Here is a 26,602-nt window from a genome sequence, read left to right as displayed (position 1 = left end):
AGGGAAGGACGATCGTCATGACCATCGAAAACGACTGGCACCTGTCACTCGTGCGCCCGGTGACGCCACGCACGCCCGAGGGCTGCGAGGAGTGTCTGCGCCTCGGCTCCCCCTGGGTGCACCTCAGGCTGTGTCTGACCTGCGGTCACGTCGGATGCTGTGACTCCTCGCCGCTCAAGCACGCCCGCATGCATGCCGCCGACGTCGGCCACCCCATCGTGCAGCCTCTCGAACCGGGAGAGAACTGGCGCTGGTGCTACGTCCACGAGGCAGTGGTCTGATGAGTGCGGGCGCCGAGGACCCACCCGGGACGATCACCGAAACCCCCGACCGGTTCGGCGCTTTCCCCCGGCTGACGCCGGAACAGCTCGAAGCGCTGGCCCGCCACGGCGAGTACCGTCCCACGCACAAGGGCGAGGTGCTGTTCCGCGAGGGCGAGCCGTGCGAGGAGTTCCTTGCCGTCGTCAGCGGGATGGTCGAGGTCCTCCATGACTACGGCGGTCCCGACGAACGCACCGTGGCCGTGCACGGCCCCGGCCGGTTTCTGGGCGAACTCGGCCTGCTCGAGGAGCAGCCGGCATTCGACACCGCGATCGTGCGTGTGCCCGGCCAGGTCCTCTCGGTCCCGGTGGACCGCCAAAGGGCGCTGGTGGCCCAAGATCCGGTCCTCGGAGATCTGGTGCTGCGCGCCTACCTGGGCCGCCGGTCCCTGCTCATCGGCCTGGGCGCCGGGTTCCGGATCCTGGGCTCGTGTTACTCACCCAACACCCTGCGGCTGCGCGAGTTCGCCGCCCGCAACCGGCTTCCACACCGATGGATCGACCTGGAGAAGGACCAGGAAGCCGAGGCGCTGCTGCGCCGGTTCGGCATCCGGCCGGACGAGACGCCGGTCGTCATCTGGAAGGGAGAGCAGGTACTGCGCAACCCCAGCATCACGGACCTCGCCCGCCTCGCAGGACTCCCCACCTCTGCACCCGATTCCGGCGCATACGACCTGGTGGTGATCGGCGCCGGGCCGGCCGGACTCGCCGCCGCCGTCTACGGCGCATCCGACGGCCTCGCCACCGTCGCCGTCGACGCCATGGCTACCGGAGGCCAGGCGGCCACCTCCTCGCGCATCGAGAACTATCTGGGCTTCCCGTCCGGGATCTCGGGTGGCGAACTCATGGAACGCTCGGTGCTCCAGGCCCGCAAATTCGGCTCCCGGATCACCGTCCCCACCGAGGCCACCGCCCTCGAACAGCGCGACGGGCGGTACGCCATCACCTTCACGGACGGCTCCGAGATCCGGACCAGCACCATCGTCCTGGCCTCGGGAGTGCGCTACCGCCGGCTCGAAGTCCCCGGTATCGACCGGCTGGAAGGCACCAGCGTCTACTACGCCGCCACCCTCCACGAAGCCAGTCTGTGCCGCGTGGACCCGGTGGCGGTGGTAGGCGGCGGCAACTCCGCAGGACAGGCGGCGCTCTTCCTCGCCGAGTACGCGCCCAAGGTGTATCTGCTCGTCCGCAGCGGCGACCTCGGCAAGGACATGTCGCGCTATCTGGTGGACCTGGTGACACGCCATCCGAAGGTCGAGGTGCTGACCCATACCGAAGTGCGCCAGGTCGACGGGGAAGGGGTCATGAACTCCTTGACCGTGGAGGACAACGACTCCGGCGACCGTCGCGAACTGCCGGTCCGTGCCCTCTTCGTCTTCATCGGGGCCCGGCCGCACACCGAGTGGCTGAAGGGCGTGGTAGGGCTGGACCCACGCGGATTCGTGCTCACCGGCGCCGACGCCCGGGCAGTGGCCGACAAGAGCCTCTGGGAATCGCTCGGGCGCGGACCGCTGATGCTGGAGACCACGATGCCGGGCGTGTTCGCCGCGGGTGATGTAAGGAGCGGATCGGTCAAGCGGGTCGCCTCCGCCGCGGGCGAGGGCGCCATAGCCGTCCGGCTCGTCCATGAACACCGGGCCCAAGAGGGCAACCTCGTCCGCGAGCCCGGGCAGAACGGGCCTCGGTCCGCGCCTGGCCAGTCGGTGTCCTGACGCCCCCCTGCCCGTGACGCGTGCCATGAGCGGCCTGATGGACCGCCCTGTCGTCCCCCAGCCCGACGCAGGGGGTGCCTGCCCCGAACGTCGACTTCGATGACGCGACGGCCCACGGCGTCGGGCACCTCACCCGGCCCTTCGGGACCAAGCCGGTCGGCCCCGAGGGGCAGGGCCGCCCCCCCTCGGAACCTGACGCACCATCAGTAAAGTCAGCGTTAGGTCAGCATTAGGTCAGCGTAAGCACTGATACGGCTGTCCGCAGACGGCGACACTTTGCATCGGCACCCTTCCAGACCAGCCTCCCCAGCCAGCCGGTCACCATGCCGCCAAGCACCAGTGAAGACACGCACAGGGAAGCCCCGGAGCCTGCCCGCGCGATCGCCCAAAAATCATCATTCGCGCAGCTCAGCGCCTGTTCCCGCGCGGCTTCAAGGGAACATTCGGCAGCTCCGGAGCGGGCAGCGGGTCGCCGTCGTACCCCGTCACCTCGCCGAATCTCCGCCCTTCCCCCTCCGTCCAGTCCCGACGGGCTTGCGCGATCTCCTCCGTCGACCGCGCGATGAAGTTCCACCACATGACGATCTCCTCACCGAAGGGCGGCCCGCCCAACAGGATCGTGCGCGCGGCCGCGTCCGTCTCGTTGGTGAGGGTCAGGGTGTCGCTGCCCGGCGCGACGTAGCCCAACTCGGCCTGGCGCAGCGGGGTCCCGGCCATCGTGACCTCGCCCCGGTCGACGAGGAGGCCGTGCTCGAAAGCGCGGTCCACGCCGAGGGTGACGCTCGCGCGCGGGGCGAGAAGGAGCTCGGCGCCCAGCAGCGGGGTGAAGGTGCGCACCGGAGAGGTCGCGCCGGCCAGCGAGCCCAGGAAGACGCTGATGTCGCCGCCGCCGTCGATCGGGACGGACTCCGGGACGTAGTGCTGGAAGTCCCGGTCGGTGTGCCGGTGCCGGTCGGGCAGGGCCACCCAGAGCTGGACGCCGTGGAGCACGGTGGTGTCGGGGGTGGAGACCTCCGTGTGGCTGATGCCGTGGCCGCCGGTCATGAGGTTCAGCTCGCCGGGCCGCACCATGGCGTGGCTGCCCATGCTGTCGCGGTGCTCGATCTCCCCGCTGAAGAGCCAGCTCACCGTCTGCAGCCCGGTGTGCGGATGCGGCGCCACGTCCATTCCGCCGGTGCGGGCGACGTCGTCGGGGCCGTAGTGGTCGACGAAGCACCAGGCTCCGATCAGCGTCCGGGCCCGCTGCGGCAGCGTGCGCCGCACGGTCATGGCGCGCGGGCCGCCCAGCGGCACGTCCCGAGCGGTGAGCACCTCGGCGGCGTCGCTCATCCCTGCCCCTCCCACCCCAAGTAATTTGACATTCAACAATCATGGACGATCATAAGGCCGAGCGCATCGCGAAGCGAACCCGGCTCCGCAACGGCCCCCGAAGGAGACCACGTTGAGCGACACGGCACCGGACCACCCCGCACCGGATGCGGCCCCGGATGCGGCCCCGGCCCCGGCCCCGGCTCGGCGGCGCGTCTTCGTCGACAAGCAGAGCCCGAAGGCGTACCACGCGCTGACGCAGACGTCGGAGGCGGTCAGGGCGACAGCCGCGGACGCCGGGCTCGATCGCCTCCTCGTCGAACTGATCAACCTGCGCGTGTCCCAGATCAACGGCTGCGCCTACTGCCTCGACGTGCACACGCGGGCCGCGCTGCGGGCCGGCGAGACCACCCAGCGCCTCGGCACGCTCGCCGCATGGCGCGACACCGACCTGTTCACGCCGCGGGAACGCGCGGCGCTCGCCCTCGCCGAGGCCACCACGGTCCCCGCGGACCGCGCCGCACAGGAAAGCGCCTACACGACGGCGCGGCAGAGCCTCACCGACGACGAGATCTCCGCGGTGATCTGGGTGGCGATCACCATCAACGCGTTCAACCGGGTCTCCATCCTCAGCAAGCACCCGGTCCGCGCCCCGCGCGACTGACGTCAGGCGCACTGCGTCACGCACTCTCCGCCGCGCGCCTCAGCAGCCGTCCGATCTCGGGGTGGAAGACCTGGTGGTGCCCGCCCATGGGTATCCCGTCGGAGCGGATCACCTCGGAAGCGTCCACGTTCACGTAGGGCGCCTTCCGCGCATCCTGCTCGGCCACGTCCTTCAGGTCGACCGGCGGCGGCCCGTCGATGCCCTGGATGCCGTCGAAGCCGATCGCACCCCATTTCCGCGCGGAGGTGGCCAACTCGGCGGAGTCGCCGATCATTTGGGTCGACAGTGGATACAACACGCCCAGGTGGGAGTCGAGATGGGAGAAGGTGCAGAGCAGCGGGCCCTGCACGAGTCGCCGCTTGCTCCACAGCGCCCCGTGCCCTGAGACCTGTTGCGGCAGGCTGTCGGCGAAGGCGAAGTGCGACATCTCCCCTTGCAGGAGGGTGAGGGAGGACAGCGTGACCGGTTCCGTTCCTGTCTCCAGACCGCGCAGCGCGAACCCGGCCAGCCTGCCGCCGAGCCCGTGCCCGACGAGGTGGATGCGGACCTCGCTGCCCTCCGCCAGCATCGGCAGGCAGGGGCCCAGGCCCTCCTCGCCGATCAGCCCCGCCCTGCGGCGCAGAACATGGCGCACGACCTGCCGGAAGAGCTCATGGGCCCCCGTCCACAGTTCGGCGAAGTCCGTCACGCGGGCCGTCTCCCCCAGCGGCCCCCCGGCAGCGACCGTGCCCGCCCTGTGCACCCTCTCGCTGAGCGGACGCGCCGGACGCGGGCCTGCCGCCCGGCTCTCCACGAGGGTCCCTTCGTCGGACACGGCGGAACCGTCGACGCCGCTCTCGTGGCGGGCGGGCGCTCCCACCCGCGCCTCCAGGGAACTCCGCAAGTCCCGCAGCGCGCCCGCGAATTCGGAGCACACCGTCCTCGTGTCCTCGAACAGCATGAGAGGGTCGGCCTGGGGCAGCACCTCGCCCTCCATGTCCGCCGCGAACGTCGCGACCGGGTCCTGCAACCGGATCTCCGTCAGACGGCGCAGGGCGCTCCCCAGGTCGTCGAACGCGGTGTCGCGGGCCGGCCGGTCGTTGAGCAGGTCGATGAGTTCGTTCAACGGGCGTTCGCTGTCGGGCAGTTGACGGTGGAGGTCGTCGGCCGTGGCCCGGCTGACCCCAGGCCGGTCCTCCCGCTCCTTCGCCTCCCGCGGCTCCTCGAGACCGGGGACCCCCTCGTCCCTGAAACACAGCGAGGGCCAGTGCACGCCGAGGAATCCGAGGCGGTCCGCGGCATCGCCCCACGCGTCCGTGAGCATGCGCCGGAACGCGTCGTCGACGGCGCCACTGACCGCCTCGTCGTTGTGGGCGCCGTGCGCCACGACATACAGGTCGTGCACCCCGCTGGTCCGCACTTCCCCACACACGCGCTCCAGGCGGGCGGGCTCGAACTGCGCCCGGCTGCCGAAGCGCAGGGCGCCGAAGTCACGGAACGCGGTCGGCTGCGGCATGGCTCACTCCCTGGAGAACGCCGCCCGGAGCGGCTGGACCGGGAGACGAGCCCGACAGCCCGTCCCGCGAAGCACTTCGCCTTCCCACCGCGCCCCCGCGCACGTACTCCCACGCACGATGTACGGCGTTTTTACGCCATCGACCGCAAGGCGCGCAGACGCCCTACCGGTTGGAGCCGTCAGCCCTCCCCCTCTACGCCCTCGACGCCCTCGACGCCCTTGGCCCTCTCGGTGCGTACGGCGGCCGCCCACGCGGCGATGAGCGCTTCGTACTCGCGCCGCTGGTCCGAGGTGAGTCGTCCACCGGAGCGCAGCATCAGGCCTCGGATCTGCTCGTTGAGCTCATGAGCCGATCTGCCAGTGCCGCACGCATATGTGGTGGACATATGAAGGACTGTAGCGCCCGGCGTGAAGGCGAGGCCATAGCGTTACGAGCCCCGCAGGTCACGTGCCGCCCGGGTTCGAGCGGTCAGCCGTGCAGCGAGCGGTAGGCGGCCAGCGCCCCTGGATGCAGGGCGATGCTGCCGGTGCCGATGAGGCTGCGGACGTCGAGGAACTGGGTGCCGACGGCGTTGCCGGGAACGAGTGACGTCGCGCACCCGACCAGCAGGCGGGTGAGCGCGCCGGCCACCTCCCGGTCGAGGTCGGGGCGGCACACCAGGAGGTTGGACACGCCGATGGTGGCGACGCCGCCCGCCTGCCGGTACGCGCCCTGCGGCAGCGACACCTGCTCCAGGCCCGCGCCGGCCCGCCCCTCACGGCCGCCGAGCCGGGGCAGCAGCTCGGCCAGCGGCAGGAAGCGCAGCCCTGGCCGCTCGTCGAGCTTCTTGAGCGCGGGCAGGGGCACGCCGCCCGCCACGAGCAGCCCGGTGACGGACCCCGCCCGGATCGCGCGGGCCGCGTCGTCGAGCGGCAGGTGCCGCACCCGGACGTCCGCCCCGGCCACCAGGCCCGCGGCGTGCAGGAGCCGCTCCCCGAACACGGCCGCTCCCGACCCGGGGGCGCCGAGGGAGACGGTATGCCCGGCCAGGTCGGCCATGGTCCGCACGCCCGAGTCGGCGCTCACCGCGAACTGGAGATAGGTCTCGTACACCCTGCCGATCGCCCGCAGCGGCACGGGCCGGGGAAAGAGGTCGGTGCCCGCGGCGTCCCGTGCGGTGGCGGTGAGGACGAGCGCGAGATCGACCCGGCGGTCGCGCAACAGCTCGATGTTGTCGACGCTGCCCGCGGTGGTACGGACACGGCAGCTCAAGCCGGGATGCGCCGCCGCGAGTTCATCGGCCAGGAGCCGGCCGAAGGCTTCGTAGAACGCCGTCGGTTCACCGGTCGCCAGGCGCAGCACGCCGCCGGGGCCGCGGCTGCGCCCGGAGACGTCGCCCGCGAGGGTGCCCCCGAGGGCGGCGGCGGACGCCGTGCCGAGCGCGGCGCGCAGGACGCTGCGGCGGTTCACCAAGCTCCGCCTTCTTCTTCGGCCCGCGGCACGAGAGCCCGCGCGCACAGGCCTCGCGGGCTCGCGGGGCGCAGCTCCAGGCGGCCGCCGCGCCCCGCGAGCAGCCGCTCGGCGATGGCGAGGCCGAGCCCCGTGCCCGCCGTGCCGCTCTGGCGGCCCGCGCGCCAGAACCGCTCCGTGGCCCGGGCGAGTTCCGCGGCGTCCAGGCCGGGCCCGTCGTCCGTCACCGTGAGGACCGCGAACGGGCCTTCGGCCGTGCAGCGGAGCGTGATCCCGGCGCCGTCACCCGCGTATTTGATGGCGTTGTCGAGGAGGGTGTCGATGATCTGCGCGAGCTCGTGGTCCGTGCAGGCGGCCGGGACCGGGTCGGCGGCCCGCGTCGTGAGGTGCGTCCCCGCGCGGTGGGCGAGCGGCTCCCACAGCCGGTGCCGGCCGGCCGCGACCGCCGCCGCGTCGCAGTGGTCGTACGGGTCGTCGGTCATGGTCAGTTCACCGGCCCGGTGTTCCGCGGTGGCGAGTGCCAGCATGTCGTCGAGCAGTGTTTCCAGCCGGTCGAGTTCGGCCGTGACTCCCGTGTACGTACGGGTCGCCGACGCGGGCAGATGCGTGTGCAGGGCGTCGACGCGCAGCCTGAGCGCGGCCATGGGGTTGCGCATCTGGTGGGAGGTGTCGGCGACGAGCCGGCGCTGTTGTTCCAGTGCCTCGATGACGGTGCTCGCCATGCGGTTGAACCCGGTCGCCAGCTGGCGCAGTTCGGGCGGCCCCGTGGCATCGGTGTGTTCCGGGGGAAGCCCCGCGGCGAGTTGGCCGACCGCGCGGTCGAGGCGGCGCAGCGGCCTGACCACCCAGCGGGTGACCGCGCGGGCAAGTGCCGTGCAGGCGAGGGCGACCACGGCCGCGGCGGCGAGCACGGCGGCCCAGCGCCACATGATGTCGTGCGCCGCGGTCCGCACGGAAGCCCGCAGGACCACGGCCCCGTAGACCTGGGTGCCGGTGCCCGCCGGCTCGGCGAACATCCGGTGCCCTCGCGACCAGGGGTGCAGCGAGGCGGTCGGGTGGGCGGTCTGGTTGCGCAGGGCCTCGTCGATCAGGCGGGCCACGGCGGGGTCGGCGGCGCGCATGCCGCCGGTCTCGACGACAGGCTTGTGACGCGCGTCGGTGACGACGAGCGCTTCCCCGTACAGCCGGGTGTAGCGCCGCGCCTCGGCGACGACCGCGGAGGTGTCCCCCGTGGTGGCGGCCTGGCCCATGAGCGACGCGAAGCGGTCGAGGTCGGAGGAGCGGGCGAGCACCAGTTCCTGCGTACGGTCCGACGCGGCGAAGACGAGGAGCGGGACGGCGAACGCGGCCACCGCGAGCACCACGAACGCGAGGAGCGCGGCCTGGACCCGGTTGCGCACGCGTCGGCCCTCAGTTCGCCGAGTCGGCGGAGGGCACGCCGGAGTTCGGATCGTCGCCGAAGCGGTAGCCGAAGCCCCTGATCGTCGTGAGCAGATCGGGGCGGCCCAGCTTGGCCCGCAACTGGGTGAGGTGCACGTCGAGCGAGCGCGACACACCGTGGTGGGCGTCGCCCCAGACCTCGTCGAGGACCTGCTCGCGGCTGACGGCCGTACCGGCGCGTACGGCGAGGACGGCGAGGATGTCGAACTCCTTGGTGGTAAGGCCGACGTCCGCCCCGCCGGCCAGGACCCGCCGCGCGTCGAGATCGATCTCCACGTCACCGACGTGGACCGTGCGCGCCGAAGGGGCGCTCTTCGCCGTGGTCCGCCGGGTGACGGCCTCGATCCGCGCGAGCAGTTCCGCGAGGCGTACCGGCTTGACCAGGTAGTCGTCGGCGCCGAGCCGCAGCCCGCGCACCACCGAACGTTCGTCGCCGCGCGCGGTCAGCACGACCACCGACAGGTCGCTGACCGCCCGCAGGGAACGCAGCACGTCCAGGCCGTCCATGTCGGGCAGGCCGAGATCGAGGAGCAGCAGATCGGAGCTGCGGTGGTAGGTCAGGACGTCCCTGCCATGGGTGACCCGCCGGGTGACATGGCCATGGTCGTAGAGGACCTCGAGCAGCGCTCCGGCCACCCCGTCATCGTCCTCGGCCAGCAGAATCTGCACCGTTTCCCGCCTCCCATCAGCGGTGTCTGTGCGGATACCGCTCCGCCTCCGAATGTAGACCACGCGCCGTTGAGCGCTTCTCGGGCCGGAATGTTAAGGGACGGTTAGGTCCGTGCGCGGGCCACTCACCGCGCCGTGCGGGCGGGGTCAGGCTGCAGCGGTCGACGACGACAAGCCGGACACCGAAGGACACCACAATGATCATCGACTGCCACGGTCACTACACGACCGCACCGCCGGCGCTCGGAGCATGGCGCGAACGGCAGATCGCCTCGCTCACCGATCGCGCCCTCGCCCCCGACAGCCGGGGCCCGCACATCAGCGACGACGAGCTGCGCGAGAGCATCGAGCCGAATCAGCTCCGGCTGATGGACGAACGCGGCATCGACCTGACGGTCTTCTCACCGCGCGCCTCGTTCATGGCACACCACGTCGGAGACTTCGCGACCTCGCAGGCCTGGGCGCGGATCTGCAACGACCTCTGTCACCGGGTCGCCCGGCTGTACCCCGACCGGTTCGCGCCCGCCGCGATGCTCCCGCAGTCCCCCGGCGTCGACCCGGCCACGTGCGTCCCCGAACTCACGCGCTGCGTCGAGGAGTTGGGGGCGGTCGCAGTGAACCTCAACCCGGACCCGTCGGGCGGCCACTGGACCGCCCCGCCGCTCACCGACCGCTCGTGGTACCCCGTCTACGAGAAGATGGTGGAGTACGACATCCCGGCGATGGTCCATGTCAGTACGAGCGTCAACCCGGCCTTCCACACCACGGGCGCGCACTACCTCAACGCCGACACCACGGCGTTCATGCAGCTCGTCCAGGGCGACCTGTTCGCCGACTTCCCCACCCTGCGCCTGATCATCCCGCACGGCGGCGGGGCCGTCCCCTACCACTGGGGCCGGTTCCGCGGCCTGGCGATGGCGCTCGGCAAGCCGCCGCTGGAGGAGCACGTCCTCGGCAACGTCTTCTTCGACACCTGCGTCTACCACCAGCCGGGCTCGGACCTCCTGTACGACGTCATTCCCACCAGGAACATCCTCTTCGCCTCCGAGATGATCGGCGCCGTCCGGTCCGTCGACCCGTGCACCGGCCACCACTTCGACGACACGCTCCGGTACGCCGAGGCGGCCGGGCTGCCCGCGGACGATCTGTCGGCGGTCCAGGAGCACAACGCCCGCGCCGTGTATCCCCGCCTGGACGCGCTCCTCAAAAGCCAGGGCCGCTGAAGGCTCCGACACCTCCCAACTCCCCTCTCTCCCATAGGAGTACAGAGCTGTGCGCACCCTCTCCCCCAAGACCCCGGGCTGGCTGGACTGGTATCAGGACCCGTCCGAGCCCACGTTCCGGCTGCCGGCCGGAGCCGTCGACGCCCACTGTCATGTCTTCGGACCCCAGGCCGAGTTCGCTTTCGCGCCCGAGCGCAAGTACACGCCCTGCGACGGCGGCAAGGACCAACTCTTCGCGCTCCGCGATCACTTGGGAATCGCCCGCAATGTGATCGTGCAGGCCACCTGTCACGGTACGGACAACGCCGCCATGCTCGACGCCGTCCGCGCCGCGGGCGAGCGGGCCCGCGGCATCGCCACCGTCGCGCCGGACATCGGCGAGAGCGAGCTGCGCGCGCTCGACGCGGCGGGTGTGCGCGGCGTGCGGTTCAACTTCGTACGGCGCCTGGTCGACACCTCGCCCAAGGAAGCGCTGCGCACGATCGCGCGGAAGATCGCCCCGCTGGGCTGGCACATCGTCCTCTACTTCGAGAGTGCCGATCTGCCCGAACTGGAGTCGTTCTTCGCCTCGTTGCCCGCTCCCCTGGTCGTAGACCACATGGGGCGGCCGGACGTCGGCAAGCCCGTGGACGGCCCCGAGTTCACCCGCTTCCTGCGCTTCGTGGCGGACAACGACGTCTGGGTGAAGGTGACGTGCCCCGAGCGCCTTTCGGTCACCGGGCCCGCCGCCCTCGACGGCGAACGGCACGCCTACACCGATGTCGTCCCCTTCGGCCGCCGCGTGGTCGAGGAGTTCCCCGGCCGCGTGCTGTGGGGCACCGACTGGCCGCACCCCAACCTCACCGACCACATGCCCGACGACGGGCTCCTGGTCGACCACATACCGCACGTGGCGGTCACCGCCGAGCAGCGCCACAAGCTCCTCGTCGACAACCCGATGCGCCTGTACTGGCCCGGCGCCGACAGCTGAGGTCCGCACGCCGCTCACCCGACCCACCTGCATCTGCATCTGACAAAGGCGTCACCATGTACCACTCCAATGCGCTGAACAGGCTCAACAGGCTCCCCATCGGCCGGTTCCACAAACTCACGCTGCTCGCCGTCTCGTTCGCGTACTTCTTCGAGTTCGCGGACATCAACAGCTTCGCCACCACCGCGCCGAAACTCGTCGACCTGTGGGGCATCACGGTCGACCAGGTCGCTTATGTCACCTCGCTGTCGTTCGTCGGCATGTTCATCGGCTCGATCGCCGGCGGAGCCGTCGCCGACCGCTGGGGACGCAAACGGGCGCTGCTGTACACGACGTTCTTCTTCGCCCTCTTCTCGTTCGCCTCGGTGTTCTCCTGGGACCTGGTGTCGCTGGGCGTGTTCCGGGTCCTGACCTCCGCGGGCCTGTCGGCGATGACCGTCGTGGCCGTCGTCTACGTCTCCGAGATGTATCCGGCGGCGGTCCGCGGCAAGTACCAGGCCTACGCCATCGTCATCGGCATCTGCGGCACCCCGGTCACCAACCTCATCGCCAGTCTGGTCGTCCCGCTCAGCGACTGGTCATGGCGGCTGGTCTACCTCTGGGGCTCCCTCGGCATCCTGCTCGTCCTGTTCACCCGGCACCTCAAGGAGTCACCACGCTGGCTCGCGAGCCGCGGCGACCACGCCGGCGCCGACGCGGTGCTGCGGGAGATCGAGGCGCGGGTCGCCGCGGAGCACGGACCGCTCCCCGAGCCGGCGCCCCCGGTGGCCGAAGTCCCGGCCCGGAAGGCGCCGTTGAAGCTGCTCCTGCAGAGGAAGTACCTGCTTCCGACCCTGCTGCTCACGGTCCTGTGGGTGACCCAGACCATCGGCTTCTTCGGCTATTCGAGCTGGGCACCGACCCTGCTGGCGAAGGAGGGCTTCAGCGTCGAGAAGTCGGTCTTCTACGTCGCCCTCACCACGGTGGGCGCGCCGCTCGGCTCCTACCTGGCGTCCTTGGTCACGGACCGGTTCGAGCGCAAGTGGTCGATCGCCGTGTTCGGTGCGGTCATCGCGGTGTGCGGTCTGTTGTACGGGCTCACGTTCAACCCCGTCTTCATCATCGTGTTCGGCTTCCTGGTGAACTTCTTCGAACGGGGCTACACCGCCCTCGCCTACGCCTACTCCCCCGAACTCTTCGACACCGCCGGCCGGTCCCTTGGCACCAGCGTCTCCTACGGGCTCGGCCGGCTCTCGAACGCCGCGGGACCCTTGATCGTCGCGGCGCTCTACACCAGCCACGGGTACCGGAGCGTCTTCTACTTCATCGCCGGTACGTGGATGGTCGGCGCCATCGTCCTGGCCCTCTTCGGCCCCCGCACCCGCCAGGCCCGGCCGGCCGCAACTCAGCGGCAGGCGGCGGCTGTCGAGGCGCCCGCCCGCTGACCGGTGTGCGGGTTCACTCCGTCGAGCGGACCCGCGCCAGCAGGTTCTCCAGGTGGCCGCGCATCGCCGCGCCCGCCTCCTCGGGGGCGCCCGACCGGAAGGCGTCGAGGACCGCCGAGTGCTCTGCGCAGCTTTCCCTGGCGTCGCTGATGACGTGCTGGTCGAAGGCGCGGTAGCGCTGCATGTAACCGTTGAACGAGTTGAAGACCTGCTCGAGGAACGGGTTGCCGGTGTTGGCGGCGATCAGGCTGTGGAACGCCCAGTCGGCCTGCAGGAAGTCCTTGAAGTTCGCGTAGTTCGGACCCGTCGGCGCCGTCCGCTGGGTCTCCACGGTCTGCGCCAGCGATGCGACCAGAGCCTGGTCGGCGCGGGCGCAGGCCCGCTCGGCGTTGGCCGGTTCGAGCAGCAGCCGCAACTCCACGAACTGCGCCATCTCCTCGCGGGTGGGCACGTCGGCGACCCGGTAGCCGCGCCGGGCGAGCCGGCGCACCATGCCGGTCGCCTCGAGCCGGGCCAGTGCCTCGCGCACCGGCGTCGCCGAGACCTGCAGATGCTGGGCCAGCGCCTCGGTGCGCAGCGGCTGGCCGGGCTGGAGCGAGCCGTCCACGAGCATGGCGAGCAGTGCCTCGTGGACACCGTCGGTGAGGACCTGCCGTCCATTGAGGAACGGCGGCGGGTCGGGCAGTTGCATGGTTCTCCTCGCTCAGGTCTTCCCACTCGAAGTCAATCAGGTGTTGACGCACTACGGCAGGCGGGCTAATTTTCTATAGAAAATTATCTATCGCGGAGTGCCCGTCATCGCTCCGCCACGCTGGAGCGCACATGAGCAAGGCTGGTTCCCGCCCGACTCCCGGCTGGGAGGAGTGGCCGATCGCCGCCGCGATGCTGCAGTTCGCGGGCACCACCCCGGACGGCGGCTCGGTCCAGGACGCCGACCCGCAGGTCTGGGCCGACGCACTGCGCGAGGTGGCCGGGGCCGGATTCCGGCACGTCGACCCCACCGACTCCTGGCTGCGGGTGGCGGACCTGTCCGCCGCGCGCCGGGAGGACTTCACCCGCGCGGTGAAGGAGGCAGGCCTCGTCGTCCCCGCGCTCTCCACGGCCCGCCGCAGCGTCATCGACCCCGTGCACGGCGCCGACAACCTCGCCTACAGCCACCGGGTGGTGGACACCGCCGCCGAGCTGGGCGCCCCGGTGGTCTCCTTCGGATTCTTCGAGGCACTGGCCCCGGCCCAGCGCGACGCGCTGTGGTTCTGGACGGCCCCCGGGCCGCGCAACCCCGACGACCCTCAGAGGTGGCGCCTTGCCGTCGCCCGTATCCGCGAACTGGGCGAGCACGCACAGAGCGTGGGCGTGGACGTCTCGCTGGAGATGTACGAGGACACGTATCTCGGCACCGCCGACGAAGCCGTCCGGTTCGTGCGCGACGTGGACCACCCCCGGGTGGGGCTCAACCCCGACCTGGGCAACCTCCAGCGGCTGCACCGGCCGGTCGAAGCGGCCCGCGTCATGGTCGAGAAGACCCTCCCGTACGCGAACTACTGGCACGTCAAGAACTACTTCCGGGCCGAGGACGCGGGCACCGGCGCGGTGCTGACCTTCCCCGCGCCGATGGAGTTCGGCGTGATCGACTACCGGCACGCCCTGCGGTACGCCGTCGAACACGGCTTCCGGGGCGCCTTCTGCGTGGAGCACTACGGCGGCGACGGCCTCAGCGTCAGCGCCACCAACCGCGAGTACCTGCGCCGCCTTCTCTCCCAGACTCCGGGCGTCGGCCCCCGGCCCTGAGGCCCGGCCCTCCCTCTCCGTGTGGACAACGTCTCAGTTTCCGCACACCCGCACCCGAGCGTCGTAACGTCGCAACCGTACGAAGGAGCACCTGCTCATGTCCGAAGCACACCGTCCCACGCTGGCCCTGACGCCGGGTGACCCGTCCGGGATCGGCGGCGAACTCGCCGCCAAGCTGCTCGCCTCCGGTGAACCGCAGCGACTGGCCGACATCGTGGTCATCGCCTCCCGCGAGGAGCTCGACCGGGCCGCGGCCCAGGCCGGCGTCGAGGTCGACGTCGCCGACGCCCCCGACGACAGCCGCCCCGGCCGTCCCGTACTGCGCGACCCGCAGCGGCCTGGCCCCCTGCCCACCGTCACCGGCCGCGTCGACGTCGAGTGCGGGGCCTGGACCAAGTCCGCGCTGGAGTTCGCCGTCCAGCTGGCCCAGGCCGGCGAGGTCGACGGCATCTGTTTCATGCCGCTGAACAAGGCCGCTCTGCACGAGGCCGGCATGCACGCCGAGGACGAACTGCGCTGGTTCGCGGACATCATGCAGTACTCCGGGCCGACGTCCGAGATCAACGTCCTGCCCCAGCTGTGGACCTCCCGGATCACCTCGCACATCCCCATGGCGGACGTGGCCGACCGCGTCACCGCGGCCCGTGTCACCGAGATCGTCGTCATGTTCGAGGAGATGCTGCGCGACTCCGGCATCGAGGCGCCGCGGGTCGGCGTGGCCGCGCTCAACCCGCACAACGGGGAGAACGGCATCTTCGGCCGCCACGAGATCGACGAGATCGCCCCCGGCGTAGCCGCCGCACGGGAGAAGGGCATCGACGTCCAGGGCCCCTTCTCGGCGGACACGATCTTCCTGAAGGGCCGCGACGGCCTCTTCGACGGCATCGTGACGATGTACCACGACCAGGGCCAGATCGCGATGAAGCTGCTCGGCTTCGACGGCGGCGTCACCATCCAGGGCGGCCTGCCGGTGCCGGTCACCACCCCCGCCCACGGCACCGCGTTCGAGATCGTCGGCAAGGGCGTCGCCGATACCAACTCGGCCCGCAACGCGTTCGAGATCGCCGCGACGATCGCCTCCAGGCGCCTCGCGCGCGCCTGACGGAATCCGCCGCCGCACCCGCACCTCCGCGGCGGAACCGGCCACCGGTGTCCGCCCCTTCGCGCCGTCCCCGCCGACGGCCGCCCGCACCCGCGCGGGCCCCACACTTCCCTCCTTCTCAACGACGAGATGAGGACGTATGCACTCGTCCCTGTACATCCTCGCCAGCGGCGTCCTCGCCGTCGCCCTGCTGGTCCTGCTCATAGCCAAGGCGAAGCTGCACCCCTTCATCGCCCTGCTGATCTCCACCCTGCTGCTCGGCCTCGCCAACGGCCTCGGACCCACCAAGACGGTCGAGACCGTCACGGACAACTTCGGCTCCACACTGTCCGTCACCGGACTCGTCATCGCCATGGGAACCGTGCTCGGCGGGCTGCTGCTCAACTCCGGTGGCGCCGACCGCATCGCCGACGTACTCGTCGGCAACCGCGCCGCGGTCTGGATGCCGCTCAGCATCGGTCTGGCCGCCGTCATCATCGGTCTGCCGAACCTCTTCGAGGTCACGTTCGTCCTGCTGGTGCCGCTGGTGTTCTCCGTCGCCCGCAAGTACAACCGCAACCTGCTCGCCGTCGGCCTGCCGATGGCGGCCGGCCTGATGACCTCGCACGCGCTGCTGCCGCCGGGCCCCGCCACCGTCATGGCCGCGCAGGCCTACGACGCCAGCCTCGGCATCACGATCCTCTACGGGATCCTCGTCGGCGTCCCCGTCCTGCTGGTCGGCGCGCTGCTGTTCCCGCGCCTGATCGCCCGGTGGAACATCACCGGCAACAACGGCGCCCTGGAACTGCTCGGTGACAACGGTGGCGCTGGCGGCACGGGCACCGGAACCGCGGGCCCGTCCGGCCCGTCCGGCTCGACCGGTGGCGGCACCGCCGTGGCCGTCCGCACCGGGACCAGGGCACCCGCCACCCAGCAGCCCTCGCTGGCCGCCTGCCTCAGCACCGTTCTCGTCGCCCCGGTCATGATGATCGTCGGCACTCTGCTGCCCGACGCGCTGCCCGATCACGGCTGGTACAGCCCGGTCCTGGACGCCATCGGCAACCCCGTGATCGCCCTGCTCGTCTCCGTGCTCTACGCCTACTGGGCGCTCGGCATCCGGCTCGGCTCGAACGGCACGCAGCTGCTCGCCAACACCAAGAAGGGCCTGACCCCGGTCATCAGCCTGCTGCTGATCATCGGTGCGGGCGGCGCGCTCAAGGGCATGCTGAACGGCATCGGGCTCAGCGACATCATCGCGGACAACACCCAGAGCTGGTCGATCTCCCCGATCCTGTTCGCCTGGCTGATCGCCGCGATCTTCCGTATCGCGCTCGGCTCGGGCACCGTCGCCGTGGCCGCCGCGACCGGCATCATCACCCCGGTCCTCGCCCAGCACCCGGGCACCCCGGTGGAGCTGATCGTGCTCGCCACCTGCACCGGCGCCATGATCTTCTCCCACGTCAGCGACGGCGCCTTCTGGATCTTCAAGGAGTACTTCGGGCTGACCGTCCCCGAGACGCTCAAGACCTGGAGCCTGCTGGTCACCGTCCAGGCCGTGGTGGGCCTGATCAGCATCCTCATCGTCGACGCCGTCGTCCAACTCTTCTGATCCACGCGGAGATCCGACTCATGACACGCCTGCACAACGATCCGGACGCCTTCGCCCAGGAGGCCCTGGAAGGGTTCGCCGCCGCCCACGCCGACCGGGTGCGCGCCGTGCCCGGTGGTGTGGTCCGCCGCGGCGGACCGACCGCCGGCCGGGTCGCCGTCGTCATCGGCGGCGGCTCCGGCCACTATCCCGCCTTCACCGGCCTGGTCGGCCGGGGCCTGGCCCATGGCGCGGCGGTCGGTGAGGTGTTCGCCTCGCCCTCCGCGCACCGCGTCCAGCAGGTCGCCAGGGCGGCGAACGGCGGCGCGGGAGTGCTCCTCGCCCACGGCAACTACGCCGGAGACGTCCTGCACTTCGGTGAGGCCGCCCAGCGCCTGTCCGCCGAGGGCATCGAGGCCCGCACCCTGGCCGTGACCGACGACGTCGCCAGCGGCCCGCCGCACGAGGCGCACCGCAGGCGCGGCGTCGCCGGCGACCTCGTCGTGTTCAAGGCCGCGGCCGCCGCCGCGGAATCCGGCGCGCCGCTCGCCGAGGTCGCCCGGATCGCCGGACACGCCAACGCCCGTACCCGCACCTTCGGCCTGGCCTTCTCGGGCTGCACGCTGCCCGGAGCGGCGGACCCGCTCTTCCAGGTGCCGGACGGCCGGATGGCGGTCGGTCTCGGCATCCACGGTGAGCCGGGCATCGCGGAGGAAGCCGCGCCCACCGCCGACGCAGCCGCCGAACGCCTCGTCGACAGGCTGCTCGCCGAGCTGCCCGACGGTGTGGAGAACGCCGCGGGACAGCGGGTGGGCCTGCTGCTCAATGGCCTGGGCGCCCTCACCCACGACGAGTTGTTCATCGTCTACCGGCGCGTCGCGCAACTCCTCGCCGCAGCCGACGTGGAGGTCGTGGACCCGGAGGTCGGCGAGCTCTGCACCAGCTTCGACATGGCGGGCCTGTCGCTCACCCTCGTATGGCTGGACGCGGAACTGGAGGCGCTGTGGCGGGCTCCGGTGGACGCTCCGGCCCTGCGCCGGGGCAGCCTGTCCACTCCGCCCACCGAGGGCGCGGACAACGGGAACCAGGCGGCCGTCACCGACACGGTGTCCGACGTCCGGGCGCCGATCCCCTTGGCGACGCAGGACTCACGGCGCCTCGCGGGCCGCGTCGTCGACACCCTCGACGACATCGCGCGCGCCCTGGACGAGCACGCCGACGAACTGGGCCGCATCGACGCGGTCGCCGGTGACGGCGACCACGGCATCGGCATGCGGCACGGATCGGCCGGGGCGCTGGCCGCGGCGCGCGACGCCCTGGCCGCGGGCGCGGGCGCGGGTACCGTGCTGGCGGAGGCCGCCGACGGCTGGTCCGACCGGGCCGGCGGCACCTCGGGCGCCCTGTGGGGCGTCATCCTGCGCGCACTCGGCGCCGCGCTCGGCGACACCGAGCGGGCCACGCCCACCACCGTGGCCGCGGGCGCGACCGACGCGGCCGAGGCCGTCATGCGGCTCGGCGGGGCAGCCGTGGGCGACAAGACGATGGTCGACGCCCTCGTGCCGTTCGCCGACACCTTGCGCGTCGCCGCCGAGCGCGGCGAACCGCTCACCGTCGCCTGGCCGCAGGCCGCCACCGCGGCCACCGAAGCGGCCGCGCGCACCGCCGATCTGCTGCCCCGCGCCGGACGCGCCCGCACCCACGCGGGCAACAGCCTCGGCACTCCCGACGCTGGAGCGCATTCGCTGGGTCTCATCGTGCGCACGGTTCAACAGCGGCTCTTCCTCCCGGCGCAGACCCCGGCGGAACACTGACCGACCCCTCCCCCGTCCTCCCCTCCCTCATGACTCCACGCCCAGCACAGGAGAGCGCCACCATGACCACCCCGCTCAGGATCGTCGTCGGCTCGGACGACGCCGGACACACGTACAAGGAGGCACTCAAGGCCGACCTCGCCGCCAGCGACCTGGTGGCGGAGGTCATCGACGTCGGCGTCGACGCCGACGGCCACACCCCCTACCCCGAGATCGGTGTGGCCGCGGGACGGCTCGTCGCCGACGGACGGGCCGACCGGGCCCTGCTGGTCTGCGGCACCGGCCTCGGCGTCGCCATCGCCGCCAACAAGGTCCGCGGGGTCCGGGCGGTCACCGCCCACGACTCGTTCTCCGTCGAGCGGTCCGTCATGTCCAACAACGCCCAGGTCCTTACCTTCGGCCAGCGCGTCGTGGGTCTCGAACTCGCCCGCCGGCTGGCCACGGAATGGCTGGCCTACCGCTTCGACGACTCCTCGCCCTCCGCCGCCAAGGTCCGTATCCTGAACGACTTCGAGGCGCGGACCCAGAGCGACGACGCGGCCGGGCGAGGCACCGTATGACGGCTCGTGTCGTGTCTCCTCCGACGGCTCGTACGGTCCTCGGCGTCAGCCTGAAGATGTACATGGGCCACCGGCAGACGCTGGAGTGGGCGCGCGGTGTCGCGGACGTCGCGCGTGCCCACCCGGCTCTCACCGGCGGCACGGCCGAGCTGTTCGTCCTGCCGTCGTTCCCTGAACTCCTGCCGGTACGTGAGGTGTTGGCAGGCACCGGTGTGCACGTCGGGGCTCAGGACCTGGCCGCCGAGGACCGCGGCCCCTACACCGGCGAGGTCAGCGGGGCGTCCCTGCGGGAGATCGGCTGTCGCTTCGCCGAGGTGGGGCACGCCGAGCGGCGCCGCCTGTACGGCGAGGGCGACACCATGGTCGCGGCGAAGACCGCCGCCGCCCTGCGCAACGGGCTCACCCCCGTGCTCTGCGTGGGCGAGCGCGACCCGTTGCCGCCCGCGGGCGCCGCCGAGCGCACCACCGCGGAACTGGAACGTCTGCTGGCCACGGCCGCAACGTTCGGCCCGCTCGGACCTGTCGTCGTCGCCTACGAACCCCAGTGGGCCATCGGCGCACCACAACCGGCCACGGCCGACCACATCTCCACGGTCTGTCGAGCCCTGCGCGTCCACCTCACCGGCCGCCCACAGCTCACCGGCAGCAGAGTCATCTACGGCGGCAGCGCCCAGCCCGGACTGCTCACCCGGCTCGGCGCCGACGTGGACGGCCTCTTCCTCGGCCGCTTCGCCCACGATCCGCGTGCGGTCGCGGCGATCCTTAACGAAACCCTCACGGCGGACACGGCGGCCTGACGCGCCGGGAACAGGCGGTCGAGTTCCGAGCACGTGTCGGCAGCGATGCCCGGTGTGAAGACCCACGAGCCACCTGAGGGTTCACTCGATGGACACTGGAGAGATCAGTCCAGTAGGCGCGCCCGTAGACTGCGCCCCCTGCTCGGTCTCGACCGATCACTCACCATCACACCAGTACCCTCAGGAGCCTCTCGTGTCGGATTCGCAACCCTCGAACTCAAGTGTCAAGAACCAGTACGCGGCCCAGGTCGCCGCCGACCTCGACCGCAACACCAAGGAACAGGAGCGGGTCGCCGGTGAACTGGAGTCGCTCCAGGCCCAGTTGACTTCGCTGCGGGACGACCGGGCGATCCTGGTGAACATGCAACAGGCACTGGGCTCGAAGGAGAACGCCGACGCGCCGGTGAAGCCGCAGCGCACATCCGCCGCGAAGACGAGCTCGAAGACCGACGCGAAGAACAGCACGCCCAAGGCCAAGCCCGCGCAGAGCGCCGCCAAAGTCCCGGCCCCGCGGGCGGACAAGGCCGCATCGAGTGCGCAGCCCACGCTGGTCGCCCTGGTACAGGAGTATCTGAAGCAGCAGTCGGAACCGCGCTCGGCCGCCGAAGTGACGGAGGCGCTCACCGCGGCGCACCCCGGCAGGTCCTTCAAGAAGCCTGTCGTGCGCACCACGGTCGAAGGCCAGGTCGCCAAGGGACTTGCGCAGCGCAGCAAGCAGGGCTCGTCGGTCTTCTACAGCACGCCGGACAAGGCCAAGTCCCCCCAGTCCGCCGCGGAGTAGCGGAACCGCCATCAGGCAGTCTCGCCTACCGGCTGCCAGATGGTGATGTCACGACTACGCTGGGTGGGTGGGTGCAGCCGACGGCCGCCGCGCCGCTCGGGGAAACCGACGAAAGCGTGTGTGGATATGCGTTCCACCGTCCAGGAACTCCTGGACAGCCTGTGTGCGGCGGCCAGCGAAGAGGAGCGCCGGCAGTGGGCGGTTGCCTCCGCGCAAGCCCTGGGCCTCGGCGGAATGGCAATCTCCCTGGGGCAGGGGCAGGGGCAGGAGCTGGTGTGGTTCAGTGATGAGACCAGTGTGCGCCTGGAGGACCTGCAGTTCGTCCTCGGGCAGGGCCCCAGCCAGCTCTTCCAGAGCGAGACAGGGACACGTGAAGTGCCCGACCTCGGGCAGCTGCTGGCCCGGCAGTGGCCCCAGTTCGCCATAGAGGCGGAGGCGCTGGGGATCGCCGCACTCTTCGTCTGGCCCGTGCACATCGGCGCCGCTCAGGTGGGCACGATGACCGGCTATCGGCGCACGGCCGGCCCGCTCACCGCGGAGCAGTCCGCGCAGGGCCGGCTGGTCGCCGACGCACTGGCCCAACAGTTGCTGAACCGCTGGCCGGACAGGGGCGACCCCGGCAAGAGCTCCGGCGGCGCGGGCACGGTGGGCCTGCACCGGGCCGAGGTGCACCAGGCCACCGGAGTCATCAGCGAGCGACTCGGGGTGTCCCTGGTCGAGGCCCTGGACCGGTTGCGCGCCCAGGCCTACGCCTCCGGCCGGTCGCTGTCGGACACCGCCCACACCGTCATCGAGCGGGAACTGCCGTATGGCACCACATGACCCGGCCCACCGCGCCGGCCACGCTGTACGCGGGAGGCAAGGAGTACACCATGAGCAGGGAACAACACATCGCCCGCACCTTCGTGGAGCTGGCCGACACCCTGGTGGAGGACTTCGACGTCATCGACTTCCTGCACCAGATGACGGTGCGCTGCCAGGAACTCCTTGACGTCACCGCCGCAGCGGTCTTCCTCACCCACCCCGGCGCCCAACTGCACAGCCCCGCGCCCTGCGACCCCAGCCCGACGCTGCAGCGCGTACTGGACGCCGCCTGCGGTGAGGGCCCGGCCCTGGACGCCTACGGCACCACCCGGTCGGCGACCGCCCCGGACCCGGCCGACGCCGCCGCACGCTGCCCGCGGTTCACCCCGGCCCTGAAGGCCGCCGGCTACACCCTCGCAACCGCCCTGCCGATGCGGCTGCGCCAGGAGAACGTCGGCAGCCTCCTCCTGCTCCGCACGGGAGAGTCACCGCTGAACGCCGACGACCTCGCCCTCGCCCAGGCACTCGCGGATGCCGCCACCATCGGCCTGATCCAGGCCCGCACCATCCGTCAACAGCACACCGTCAACGAACAGCTCCACACCGCCCTGCAGAGCCGCATCATCATCGAACAGGCGAAGGGTGTCCTCGCGACCCGCGTCGACATCACCCTCAACGAGGCGTTCGAGGCCCTGCGCCGCCACGCCCGGCAGCACCGTGTCCTGCTCAGCACTGTGGCGCAGGACGTCATCGACAGCGGGTTCACCCCCGCCGCCGCCCCCGCCCCTCCGCAGTCCAACACGGCCACCGAGTAACACCCGGCGCATACGTCGGGTGTCCGCGTCAGTCAGGGCACACCGGGGTCAGCCACAGAGTCGACAGCGGTGGCAGCCGCAGGGTGAGCGACATCGGGAAGCCGTTGCATGGAAGGGGCTCCTGCGGGAGCGGATCCGCGTTGCGGACATCACTGCCGCCGTAGCGTGCCGCATCGGTGTTGAGGATCTCCTGCCACTGCCCTGTCTCGGTGGGCGGCACACCGAGCCGGTAGTCGTCGCGGACCACCGGGGCGAAGTTCGTCACCGCCAGCAAGGGGCTGCCGTCCACGGCCCGTCGGACGAACGCGAACACGTTGTCGTCCGCGGCGTCCGCCTCGCTCCAGGCGAAGCCTTCGGGACACGCGTCCTGTTCCCACAGCGCGGGGTGGGAGACGTATCGCTCATTGAGCTCGCCCACCAGCCGCTGGACTCCCCGGTGATCCCCGTGGGCGGGGTTGCTGTCGTCCAGCACCCACCACTGCGGCCCCTCCTCCTGCGACCATTCGGCGCCCTGCGCGAACTCCTGGCCCATGAACAGGAGTTGCTTGCCGGGGTGGGCCCACATGAAGCCCAGGTAGGCGCGGTGGTTGGCGCGCTGCTGCCACCAGTCGCCGGGCATCTTGGAGACCAGGGACTGCTTGCCGTGGACGACTTCGTCGTGAGAGATCGGCAGTACGTAGTTCTCGCTGTAGGCGTACACCATGGAGAACGTCATCTCGTGGTGGTGGTACTTGCGGTGCACCGGCTCGTGCGCCACGTAGTCCAGCGAGTCGTGCATCCAGCCCATGTTCCACTTCAGTCCGAAGCCGAGTCCACCGAAACCATCCGGCCCTACGTGATCGGTGGCACGGGTCACCCCGTTCCAGGCGGTGGACTCCTCAGCGATGGTGACGACGCCGGGGACGCGCCGGTACAGCGTGGCGTTCATCTCCTGGAGGAAGCCGACCGCGTCGAGGTTCTCCCGGCCGCCGAACTGGTTCGGGGCCCACTGCCCTTCCTCGCGCGAGTAGTCGAGGTAGAGCATGGAGGCGACGGCGTCGACGCGCAGGCCGTCGATGTGGAACTCCTCGCACCAGTAAAGGGCGTTCGCCACAAGGAAGTTGCGGACCTCCGTGCGGCCGTAGTCGAAGACGAGGGTGCCCCAGTCGGGGTGCGCCGCACGCCCCGGATCCTGCGGCTCGTACAGTGCACGCCCGTCGAACTGCGCCAACGCCCATTCGTCGCGCGGGAAATGGGCCGGAACCCAGTCGAGGATGACCCCGATGCCGGCCTGGTGCAGTGCGTCGATGAGGTACTTGAAGTCGTCCGGGGTGCCGAGGCGGGCCGTGGGCGCGTAGAGGCCGGTGACCTGATAGCCCCAGGAGCCGCCGAAGGGGTGCTCGGCGACGGGCATGAGCTCCACATGCGTGAAGCCCAACTCGGCTACGTAGGCGGGCAGTTGATCGGCCAGCTGGCAGTAGGTGAGGCCAGGGCGCCAGGACGCGAGGTGTACTTCATAGACGGACATGGGGCTGGTGTGGACCGGGCGGTCGGCGCGTTGCCGCAGCCACTTCTCGTCGCCCCACACGTATTGGCTGTCGGTCACGATCGAAGCCGTCGCGGGCGGGGTCTCCGTCCGGCGGGCCATCGGGTCGGCCCGCTCGAACCGGCCACCGTCGGGCCCGGCGATGGCGAACTTGTACGGGGCCCCGGCGCCGATCCCGGGAACGAACAGCTCCCACACCCCGGAGGATCCCAGGGAACGCATCGGCAGCGCCGTTCCGTCCCAGTGGTTGAAGTCGCCGCAGACCTGGACGCCGCGGGCGTTCGGCGCCCAGACGGTGAAACGTGTTCCTTGTACTCCCTGGCATTCGAGCAGGTGGGAGCCGAGCGCCGTCCACAGCTCCTCGTGCCGCCCTTCGGAGATGAGGTGGAGATCGAACTCGCCCAGGGACGGCGGGAATCGGTAGGGGTCCTCGGTCTCGGTGATGTCCTCGGGGTAGGTCACCCGCAGGCGGTAGGGAGCGAAGTCCTGGTCCGGGATGCGGCCCGCGAACAGGCCGTGGCCCTCGTCGTGGAGCTCCCACACGCTGCTGCCGACGATCGCGGACACCGCGAGCGCGTGCGGGCGCAGGCACCGCACATCAAGTCCGCCGAGCACCGCGTGGGCGCCGAGCACCGCGTGGGGATCGTGGTGGGCACCCCCCAGGAGCCGGGCGCGCACGTCGTCGTCCAGCGGGGCGGGACGCGCGGCTCGGCGGGTGCCGTCGGCCTCCAGGACGGGGTCGGCAACGGACATGTCAGGCCTCCTCTGCGGGACGGTCGGACGAGCCCGGCGCCCGGGCCCCGCGGGCGGCGCACAGCCGCGCCACCGCGGTCATGGGAACCGTGATCCGGTCGGGGCGGTACACCGACTCGTAGACCACCTCGTAGACGGCGCGGTCTGCTTCGTGGGCGCGCAGCGCGGCGGGGACGGCGCGCGGGTCGAAGCCGCCCGACTCGCCGTAGCCCGCGCAGAAGGCGTCACGGCAGCGGTCGGCCCAGTGCGGGAGGAACACCGCGCCGGACTGGGCGGCGTAGTCGAAGGACCGGAGCATGCCGGCCACGTCGGCGATCGGCGACCGGACGGCGCGGCGGTCCGCCACGGGCTTGGCCGGCTCGCCCTCGAAGTCGACTATGTGCCAGCTTCCCTGGGCGTGCAGGACCTGTCCCAGGTGCAGGTCACCGTGGGTCCTTTGCAGCGGAGGGTCGCCGCCTGCCGTGACGACGGCCGCGTAGACCTCCTGGAGGGCCTGCACATGCGGGCGCAGCTCCGCCACGGAAGCGGCGGCGCGCAGGAGTCGGTGGGTCATCGCGTCGGCCTGTCGTACCGGCAGGTCGACGGGCCCGATATCGGTCGGGAACGCCTTGGCGAGTGCCATGTGCAACTCGCCTGTCGTACGCCCCAGTTCGTACGCCTCCTCGGTGAAGCCCGTCCGCCGGCCGCCCGATTGCAGGGCCAGTTCCCAGCCGTCCGTCGATTCGGTGAGGAACGGCTGCACCATGCCCAGGGTGCTCCAGAACGGCGCCTCGGTCTGGAACCAGCCGACCGGCGCGGGGACCTGCGTGAACCCGTGCCGCGCCAGCGCCCCCGTGACCTCGAGGTCGGGGTTCATGCCCGGCTGGATGTGGCGGAAGAGTTTGAGGATGAGTTCGTCGCCGTAGACGATCGACGTGTTCGACTGCTCGACGTCGAGGACCCGCGGTGTGAGACCGCACGGCACTGAGGTGCGCGGCAGCGACTCGAAGCGCAGGTGGCCCATGGTGCCGCCCCTGCGGAGCCGTTCGAGGAGCACGATCGCCGCACGGTGGTCGTGGACGGCGTCGTAGACCAGGAGCCGCTCGCCCGGCCGTGCCTCTACTTCCCCGATCAGGCTCGGCCCCATGCGCGGCGGCACGTGAGCCGCCACACCCAGCAACACCTGGTAATAAGCGCCGTCCGACGAGCCGCGCTGATCGACGCGCACCAGCAAGTGGTAGCAGTCGGCCGACAGTTTCGTCGCCGCGGCCACGGAGACGCCGGTGATGTCACGGCCTTGTCCGGTGAACCACCGCTGGCGGGGCAGCCAGCGCGCCAGAAGCGCCGCGAGGGAGGAGGCCGGTACCTGCGTGGGACCGACACCAATTTCGGACAGCAGAGGCGAAGTCATGGATCAGGTCCAATCGTGGTGAGCCGTGCGCGGCGTCAGTGCGGTGCCACGCAGCCGGAACCAGTAGAAGCCGTGTCCCGCCAGGGTGAGCAGGTACGGCAGCTCACCGATGGCCGGGAACCGGACCTCACCGATCAGTTCCACGGGGTGGCGGCCGTTGAACATCTGTAGGTCGAGTTCGGTGGGCTGGGCGAAGCGGGAGAAGTTGTGGACGCACAGGACCAGGTCGTCCTT

25 protein-coding genes are annotated in these 26,602 nt (G+C 71.1%); 15 read left to right on the top strand and 10 right to left on the bottom strand.

The window, feature by feature from the left end:
- Positions 1-17: 17 nt before the first annotated feature.
- Both ACIREE_RS32855 and ACIREE_RS32850 read left to right on the top strand, forming a co-directional pair.
- Complete coding sequence (locus ACIREE_RS32855; RefSeq protein ID WP_404160409.1) at positions 18-281, top strand: UBP-type zinc finger domain-containing protein; 264 nt, start codon at positions 18-20, stop codon at positions 279-281.
- Positions 281-2,032, top strand: a complete 1,752-nt coding sequence (locus ACIREE_RS32850) for an FAD-dependent oxidoreductase (RefSeq protein ID WP_404160407.1) — start codon at positions 281-283, stop codon at positions 2,030-2,032. The genes ACIREE_RS32855 and ACIREE_RS32850 overlap by 1 nt, the downstream gene beginning before the upstream one ends.
- A gap of 408 nt (positions 2,033-2,440) precedes the next feature.
- Here ACIREE_RS32850 and ACIREE_RS32845 read toward each other — a convergent pair whose 3' ends face one another.
- Positions 2,441-3,361 carry a pirin family protein gene (locus ACIREE_RS32845; protein ID WP_404160404.1) on the bottom strand — a complete coding sequence of 307 codons (921 nt, stop codon included), beginning with the start codon at positions 3,359-3,361 and terminating at the stop codon, positions 2,441-2,443.
- Positions 3,362-3,473: 112 nt separating this feature from the next.
- Here ACIREE_RS32845 and ACIREE_RS32840 point away from each other — a divergent pair, with 112 nt between their 5' ends.
- Positions 3,474-4,004 carry a carboxymuconolactone decarboxylase family protein gene (locus ACIREE_RS32840; RefSeq protein ID WP_404160402.1) on the top strand — a complete coding sequence of 177 codons (531 nt, stop codon included), beginning with the start codon at positions 3,474-3,476 and terminating at the stop codon, positions 4,002-4,004.
- A gap of 16 nt (positions 4,005-4,020) precedes the next feature.
- On the opposite strand, the gene ACIREE_RS32835 is transcribed toward ACIREE_RS32840, so the two are convergent.
- From ACIREE_RS32835 to ACIREE_RS32815, 5 genes are all read right to left on the bottom strand, one after another.
- Positions 4,021-5,499, bottom strand: a complete 1,479-nt coding sequence (locus tag ACIREE_RS32835; RefSeq protein ID WP_404160399.1) for a hypothetical protein — start codon at positions 5,497-5,499, stop codon at positions 4,021-4,023.
- A 179-nt stretch (positions 5,500-5,678) separates the two neighbouring features.
- Positions 5,679-5,885: a hypothetical protein gene (locus ACIREE_RS32830; protein ID WP_404160396.1), complete on the bottom strand. Its 207-nt coding sequence runs from the start codon at positions 5,883-5,885 to the stop codon at positions 5,679-5,681.
- An 83-nt stretch (positions 5,886-5,968) separates the two neighbouring features.
- Positions 5,969-6,949 carry a TAXI family TRAP transporter solute-binding subunit gene (locus tag ACIREE_RS32825; protein WP_404160393.1) on the bottom strand — a complete coding sequence of 327 codons (981 nt, stop codon included), beginning with the start codon at positions 6,947-6,949 and terminating at the stop codon, positions 5,969-5,971.
- Positions 6,946-8,349 carry an ATP-binding protein gene (locus tag ACIREE_RS32820; protein ID WP_404160390.1) on the bottom strand — a complete coding sequence of 468 codons (1,404 nt, stop codon included), beginning with the start codon at positions 8,347-8,349 and terminating at the stop codon, positions 6,946-6,948. Before ACIREE_RS32820 ends, ACIREE_RS32825 begins: the two co-directional genes overlap by 4 nt.
- Before the next feature lie 10 nt (positions 8,350-8,359).
- On the bottom strand, positions 8,360-9,058 hold the full coding sequence (locus tag ACIREE_RS32815; protein WP_404160387.1) for a response regulator transcription factor: 699 nt from the start codon (positions 9,056-9,058) through the stop codon (positions 8,360-8,362).
- Between the two features lie 197 nt (positions 9,059-9,255).
- Here ACIREE_RS32815 and ACIREE_RS32810 point away from each other — a divergent pair, with 197 nt between their 5' ends.
- Genes ACIREE_RS32810 through ACIREE_RS32800 form a run of 3 tightly spaced genes read left to right on the top strand, consistent with a single transcriptional unit; the run spans position 9,256 to position 12,675 of the window.
- Complete coding sequence (locus tag ACIREE_RS32810) at positions 9,256-10,281, top strand: amidohydrolase family protein (protein ID WP_404160385.1); 1,026 nt, start codon at positions 9,256-9,258, stop codon at positions 10,279-10,281.
- Between the two features lie 49 nt (positions 10,282-10,330).
- Positions 10,331-11,251, top strand: coding sequence for an amidohydrolase family protein (locus tag ACIREE_RS32805; RefSeq protein ID WP_404160382.1), 921 nt, complete (start codon positions 10,331-10,333; stop codon positions 11,249-11,251).
- Between the two features lie 56 nt (positions 11,252-11,307).
- Complete coding sequence (locus ACIREE_RS32800; protein ID WP_404160380.1) at positions 11,308-12,675, top strand: MFS transporter; 1,368 nt, start codon at positions 11,308-11,310, stop codon at positions 12,673-12,675.
- A 13-nt stretch (positions 12,676-12,688) separates the two neighbouring features.
- Here ACIREE_RS32800 and ACIREE_RS32795 read toward each other — a convergent pair whose 3' ends face one another.
- Complete coding sequence (locus ACIREE_RS32795) at positions 12,689-13,366, bottom strand: GntR family transcriptional regulator (protein ID WP_404160378.1); 678 nt, start codon at positions 13,364-13,366, stop codon at positions 12,689-12,691.
- A gap of 131 nt (positions 13,367-13,497) precedes the next feature.
- Here ACIREE_RS32795 and ACIREE_RS32790 point away from each other — a divergent pair, with 131 nt between their 5' ends.
- The 9 genes from ACIREE_RS32790 to ACIREE_RS32750 all read left to right on the top strand — a co-directional run bounded on the left by ACIREE_RS32790 (position 13,498) and on the right by ACIREE_RS32750 (position 22,700).
- Positions 13,498-14,463: a sugar phosphate isomerase/epimerase family protein gene (locus ACIREE_RS32790; RefSeq protein WP_404160376.1), complete on the top strand. Its 966-nt coding sequence runs from the start codon at positions 13,498-13,500 to the stop codon at positions 14,461-14,463.
- A 97-nt stretch (positions 14,464-14,560) separates the two neighbouring features.
- The gene (locus ACIREE_RS32785) at positions 14,561-15,565 is read left to right on the top strand and encodes a 4-hydroxythreonine-4-phosphate dehydrogenase PdxA (protein WP_404160374.1); all 1,005 of its coding nucleotides are present in this window, start codon (positions 14,561-14,563) and stop codon (positions 15,563-15,565) included.
- A gap of 139 nt (positions 15,566-15,704) precedes the next feature.
- Positions 15,705-17,153 carry an SLC13 family permease gene (locus ACIREE_RS32780; protein ID WP_404160371.1) on the top strand — a complete coding sequence of 483 codons (1,449 nt, stop codon included), beginning with the start codon at positions 15,705-15,707 and terminating at the stop codon, positions 17,151-17,153.
- Positions 17,154-17,173: 20 nt separating this feature from the next.
- Positions 17,174-18,943 (top strand): dihydroxyacetone kinase family protein, encoded by a 1,770-nt coding sequence (locus tag ACIREE_RS32775; protein WP_404160369.1) that lies wholly within the window; start codon positions 17,174-17,176, stop codon positions 18,941-18,943.
- A 62-nt stretch (positions 18,944-19,005) separates the two neighbouring features.
- Positions 19,006-19,503 (top strand): ribose-5-phosphate isomerase, encoded by a 498-nt coding sequence (locus ACIREE_RS32770; RefSeq protein ID WP_404160367.1) that lies wholly within the window; start codon positions 19,006-19,008, stop codon positions 19,501-19,503.
- Complete coding sequence (locus ACIREE_RS32765; RefSeq protein ID WP_404160365.1) at positions 19,500-20,300, top strand: triose-phosphate isomerase family protein; 801 nt, start codon at positions 19,500-19,502, stop codon at positions 20,298-20,300. The genes ACIREE_RS32770 and ACIREE_RS32765 overlap by 4 nt, the downstream gene beginning before the upstream one ends.
- Positions 20,301-20,493: 193 nt before the next feature.
- Entirely contained in the window at positions 20,494-21,081 is a 588-nt protein-coding gene (locus tag ACIREE_RS32760) for a hypothetical protein (RefSeq protein ID WP_404160363.1), read from the top strand.
- A gap of 126 nt (positions 21,082-21,207) precedes the next feature.
- Positions 21,208-21,903, top strand: a complete 696-nt coding sequence (locus ACIREE_RS32755; protein ID WP_404160360.1) for an ANTAR domain-containing protein — start codon at positions 21,208-21,210, stop codon at positions 21,901-21,903.
- 50 nt (positions 21,904-21,953) lie between these two features.
- Positions 21,954-22,700, top strand: a complete 747-nt coding sequence (locus ACIREE_RS32750) for an ANTAR domain-containing protein (RefSeq protein ID WP_404160357.1) — start codon at positions 21,954-21,956, stop codon at positions 22,698-22,700.
- Between the two features lie 28 nt (positions 22,701-22,728).
- Here ACIREE_RS32750 and glgB read toward each other — a convergent pair whose 3' ends face one another.
- The 3 genes from glgB to ACIREE_RS32735 form a co-directional block, all read right to left on the bottom strand.
- Positions 22,729-24,978 (bottom strand): 1,4-alpha-glucan branching enzyme, encoded by a 2,250-nt coding sequence (glgB, locus tag ACIREE_RS32745; RefSeq protein ID WP_404160354.1) that lies wholly within the window; start codon positions 24,976-24,978, stop codon positions 22,729-22,731.
- A gap of 1 nt (position 24,979) precedes the next feature.
- A complete protein-coding gene (locus tag ACIREE_RS32740; RefSeq protein WP_404160351.1) occupies positions 24,980-26,368 on the bottom strand; it encodes a maltokinase in 1,389 nt (462 codons plus the stop codon).
- 3 nt (positions 26,369-26,371) lie between these two features.
- A partial coding sequence (locus ACIREE_RS32735) for an alpha-glucosidase C-terminal domain-containing protein (protein ID WP_404160348.1) occupies positions 26,372-26,602 on the bottom strand: 231 nt, incomplete at its 5' end.

Source organism: Streptomyces sp. NPDC102467, from assembly GCF_044765445.1.
Lineage (GTDB): Bacteria > Actinomycetota > Actinomycetes > Streptomycetales > Streptomycetaceae > Streptomyces.
The sequence above is the reverse complement of the archived record's forward strand: the minus strand, read 5'-3'. Positions and strand labels throughout refer to the sequence as shown.

Bases quoted from the DNA above. Each gene is read 5' to 3' on its own strand.
- ACIREE_RS32800 (WP_404160380.1), top strand. From the start codon at position 11,308: ATGTACCACTCCAATGCGCTGAACAGGCTCAACAGGCTCCCCATCGGC.
- ACIREE_RS32810 (WP_404160385.1), top strand. From the start codon at position 9,256: ATGATCATCGACTGCCACGGTCACTACACGACCGCACCGCCGGCGCTC.
- ACIREE_RS32775 (WP_404160369.1), top strand. From the start codon at position 17,174: ATGACACGCCTGCACAACGATCCGGACGCCTTCGCCCAGGAGGCCCTG.
- ACIREE_RS32780 (WP_404160371.1), top strand. From the start codon at position 15,705: ATGCACTCGTCCCTGTACATCCTCGCCAGCGGCGTCCTCGCCGTCGCC.
- ACIREE_RS32765 (WP_404160365.1), top strand. From the start codon at position 19,500: ATGACGGCTCGTGTCGTGTCTCCTCCGACGGCTCGTACGGTCCTCGGC.
- ACIREE_RS32785 (WP_404160374.1), top strand. From the start codon at position 14,561: ATGTCCGAAGCACACCGTCCCACGCTGGCCCTGACGCCGGGTGACCCG.
- ACIREE_RS32795 (WP_404160378.1), bottom strand. From the start codon at position 13,366: ATGCAACTGCCCGACCCGCCGCCGTTCCTCAATGGACGGCAGGTCCTC.
- ACIREE_RS32855 (WP_404160409.1), top strand. From the start codon at position 18: ATGACCATCGAAAACGACTGGCACCTGTCACTCGTGCGCCCGGTGACG.
- ACIREE_RS32845 (WP_404160404.1), bottom strand. From the start codon at position 3,361: ATGAGCGACGCCGCCGAGGTGCTCACCGCTCGGGACGTGCCGCTGGGC.
- ACIREE_RS32750 (WP_404160357.1), top strand. From the start codon at position 21,954: ATGAGCAGGGAACAACACATCGCCCGCACCTTCGTGGAGCTGGCCGAC.
- ACIREE_RS32770 (WP_404160367.1), top strand. From the start codon at position 19,006: ATGACCACCCCGCTCAGGATCGTCGTCGGCTCGGACGACGCCGGACAC.
- ACIREE_RS32755 (WP_404160360.1), top strand. From the start codon at position 21,208: ATGCGTTCCACCGTCCAGGAACTCCTGGACAGCCTGTGTGCGGCGGCC.
- ACIREE_RS32830 (WP_404160396.1), bottom strand. From the start codon at position 5,885: ATGTCCACCACATATGCGTGCGGCACTGGCAGATCGGCTCATGAGCTC.
- ACIREE_RS32835 (WP_404160399.1), bottom strand. From the start codon at position 5,499: ATGCCGCAGCCGACCGCGTTCCGTGACTTCGGCGCCCTGCGCTTCGGC.
- glgB (WP_404160354.1), bottom strand. From the start codon at position 24,978: ATGTCCGTTGCCGACCCCGTCCTGGAGGCCGACGGCACCCGCCGAGCC.
- ACIREE_RS32740 (WP_404160351.1), bottom strand. From the start codon at position 26,368: ATGACTTCGCCTCTGCTGTCCGAAATTGGTGTCGGTCCCACGCAGGTA.
- ACIREE_RS32790 (WP_404160376.1), top strand. From the start codon at position 13,498: ATGAGCAAGGCTGGTTCCCGCCCGACTCCCGGCTGGGAGGAGTGGCCG.
- ACIREE_RS32850 (WP_404160407.1), top strand. From the start codon at position 281: ATGAGTGCGGGCGCCGAGGACCCACCCGGGACGATCACCGAAACCCCC.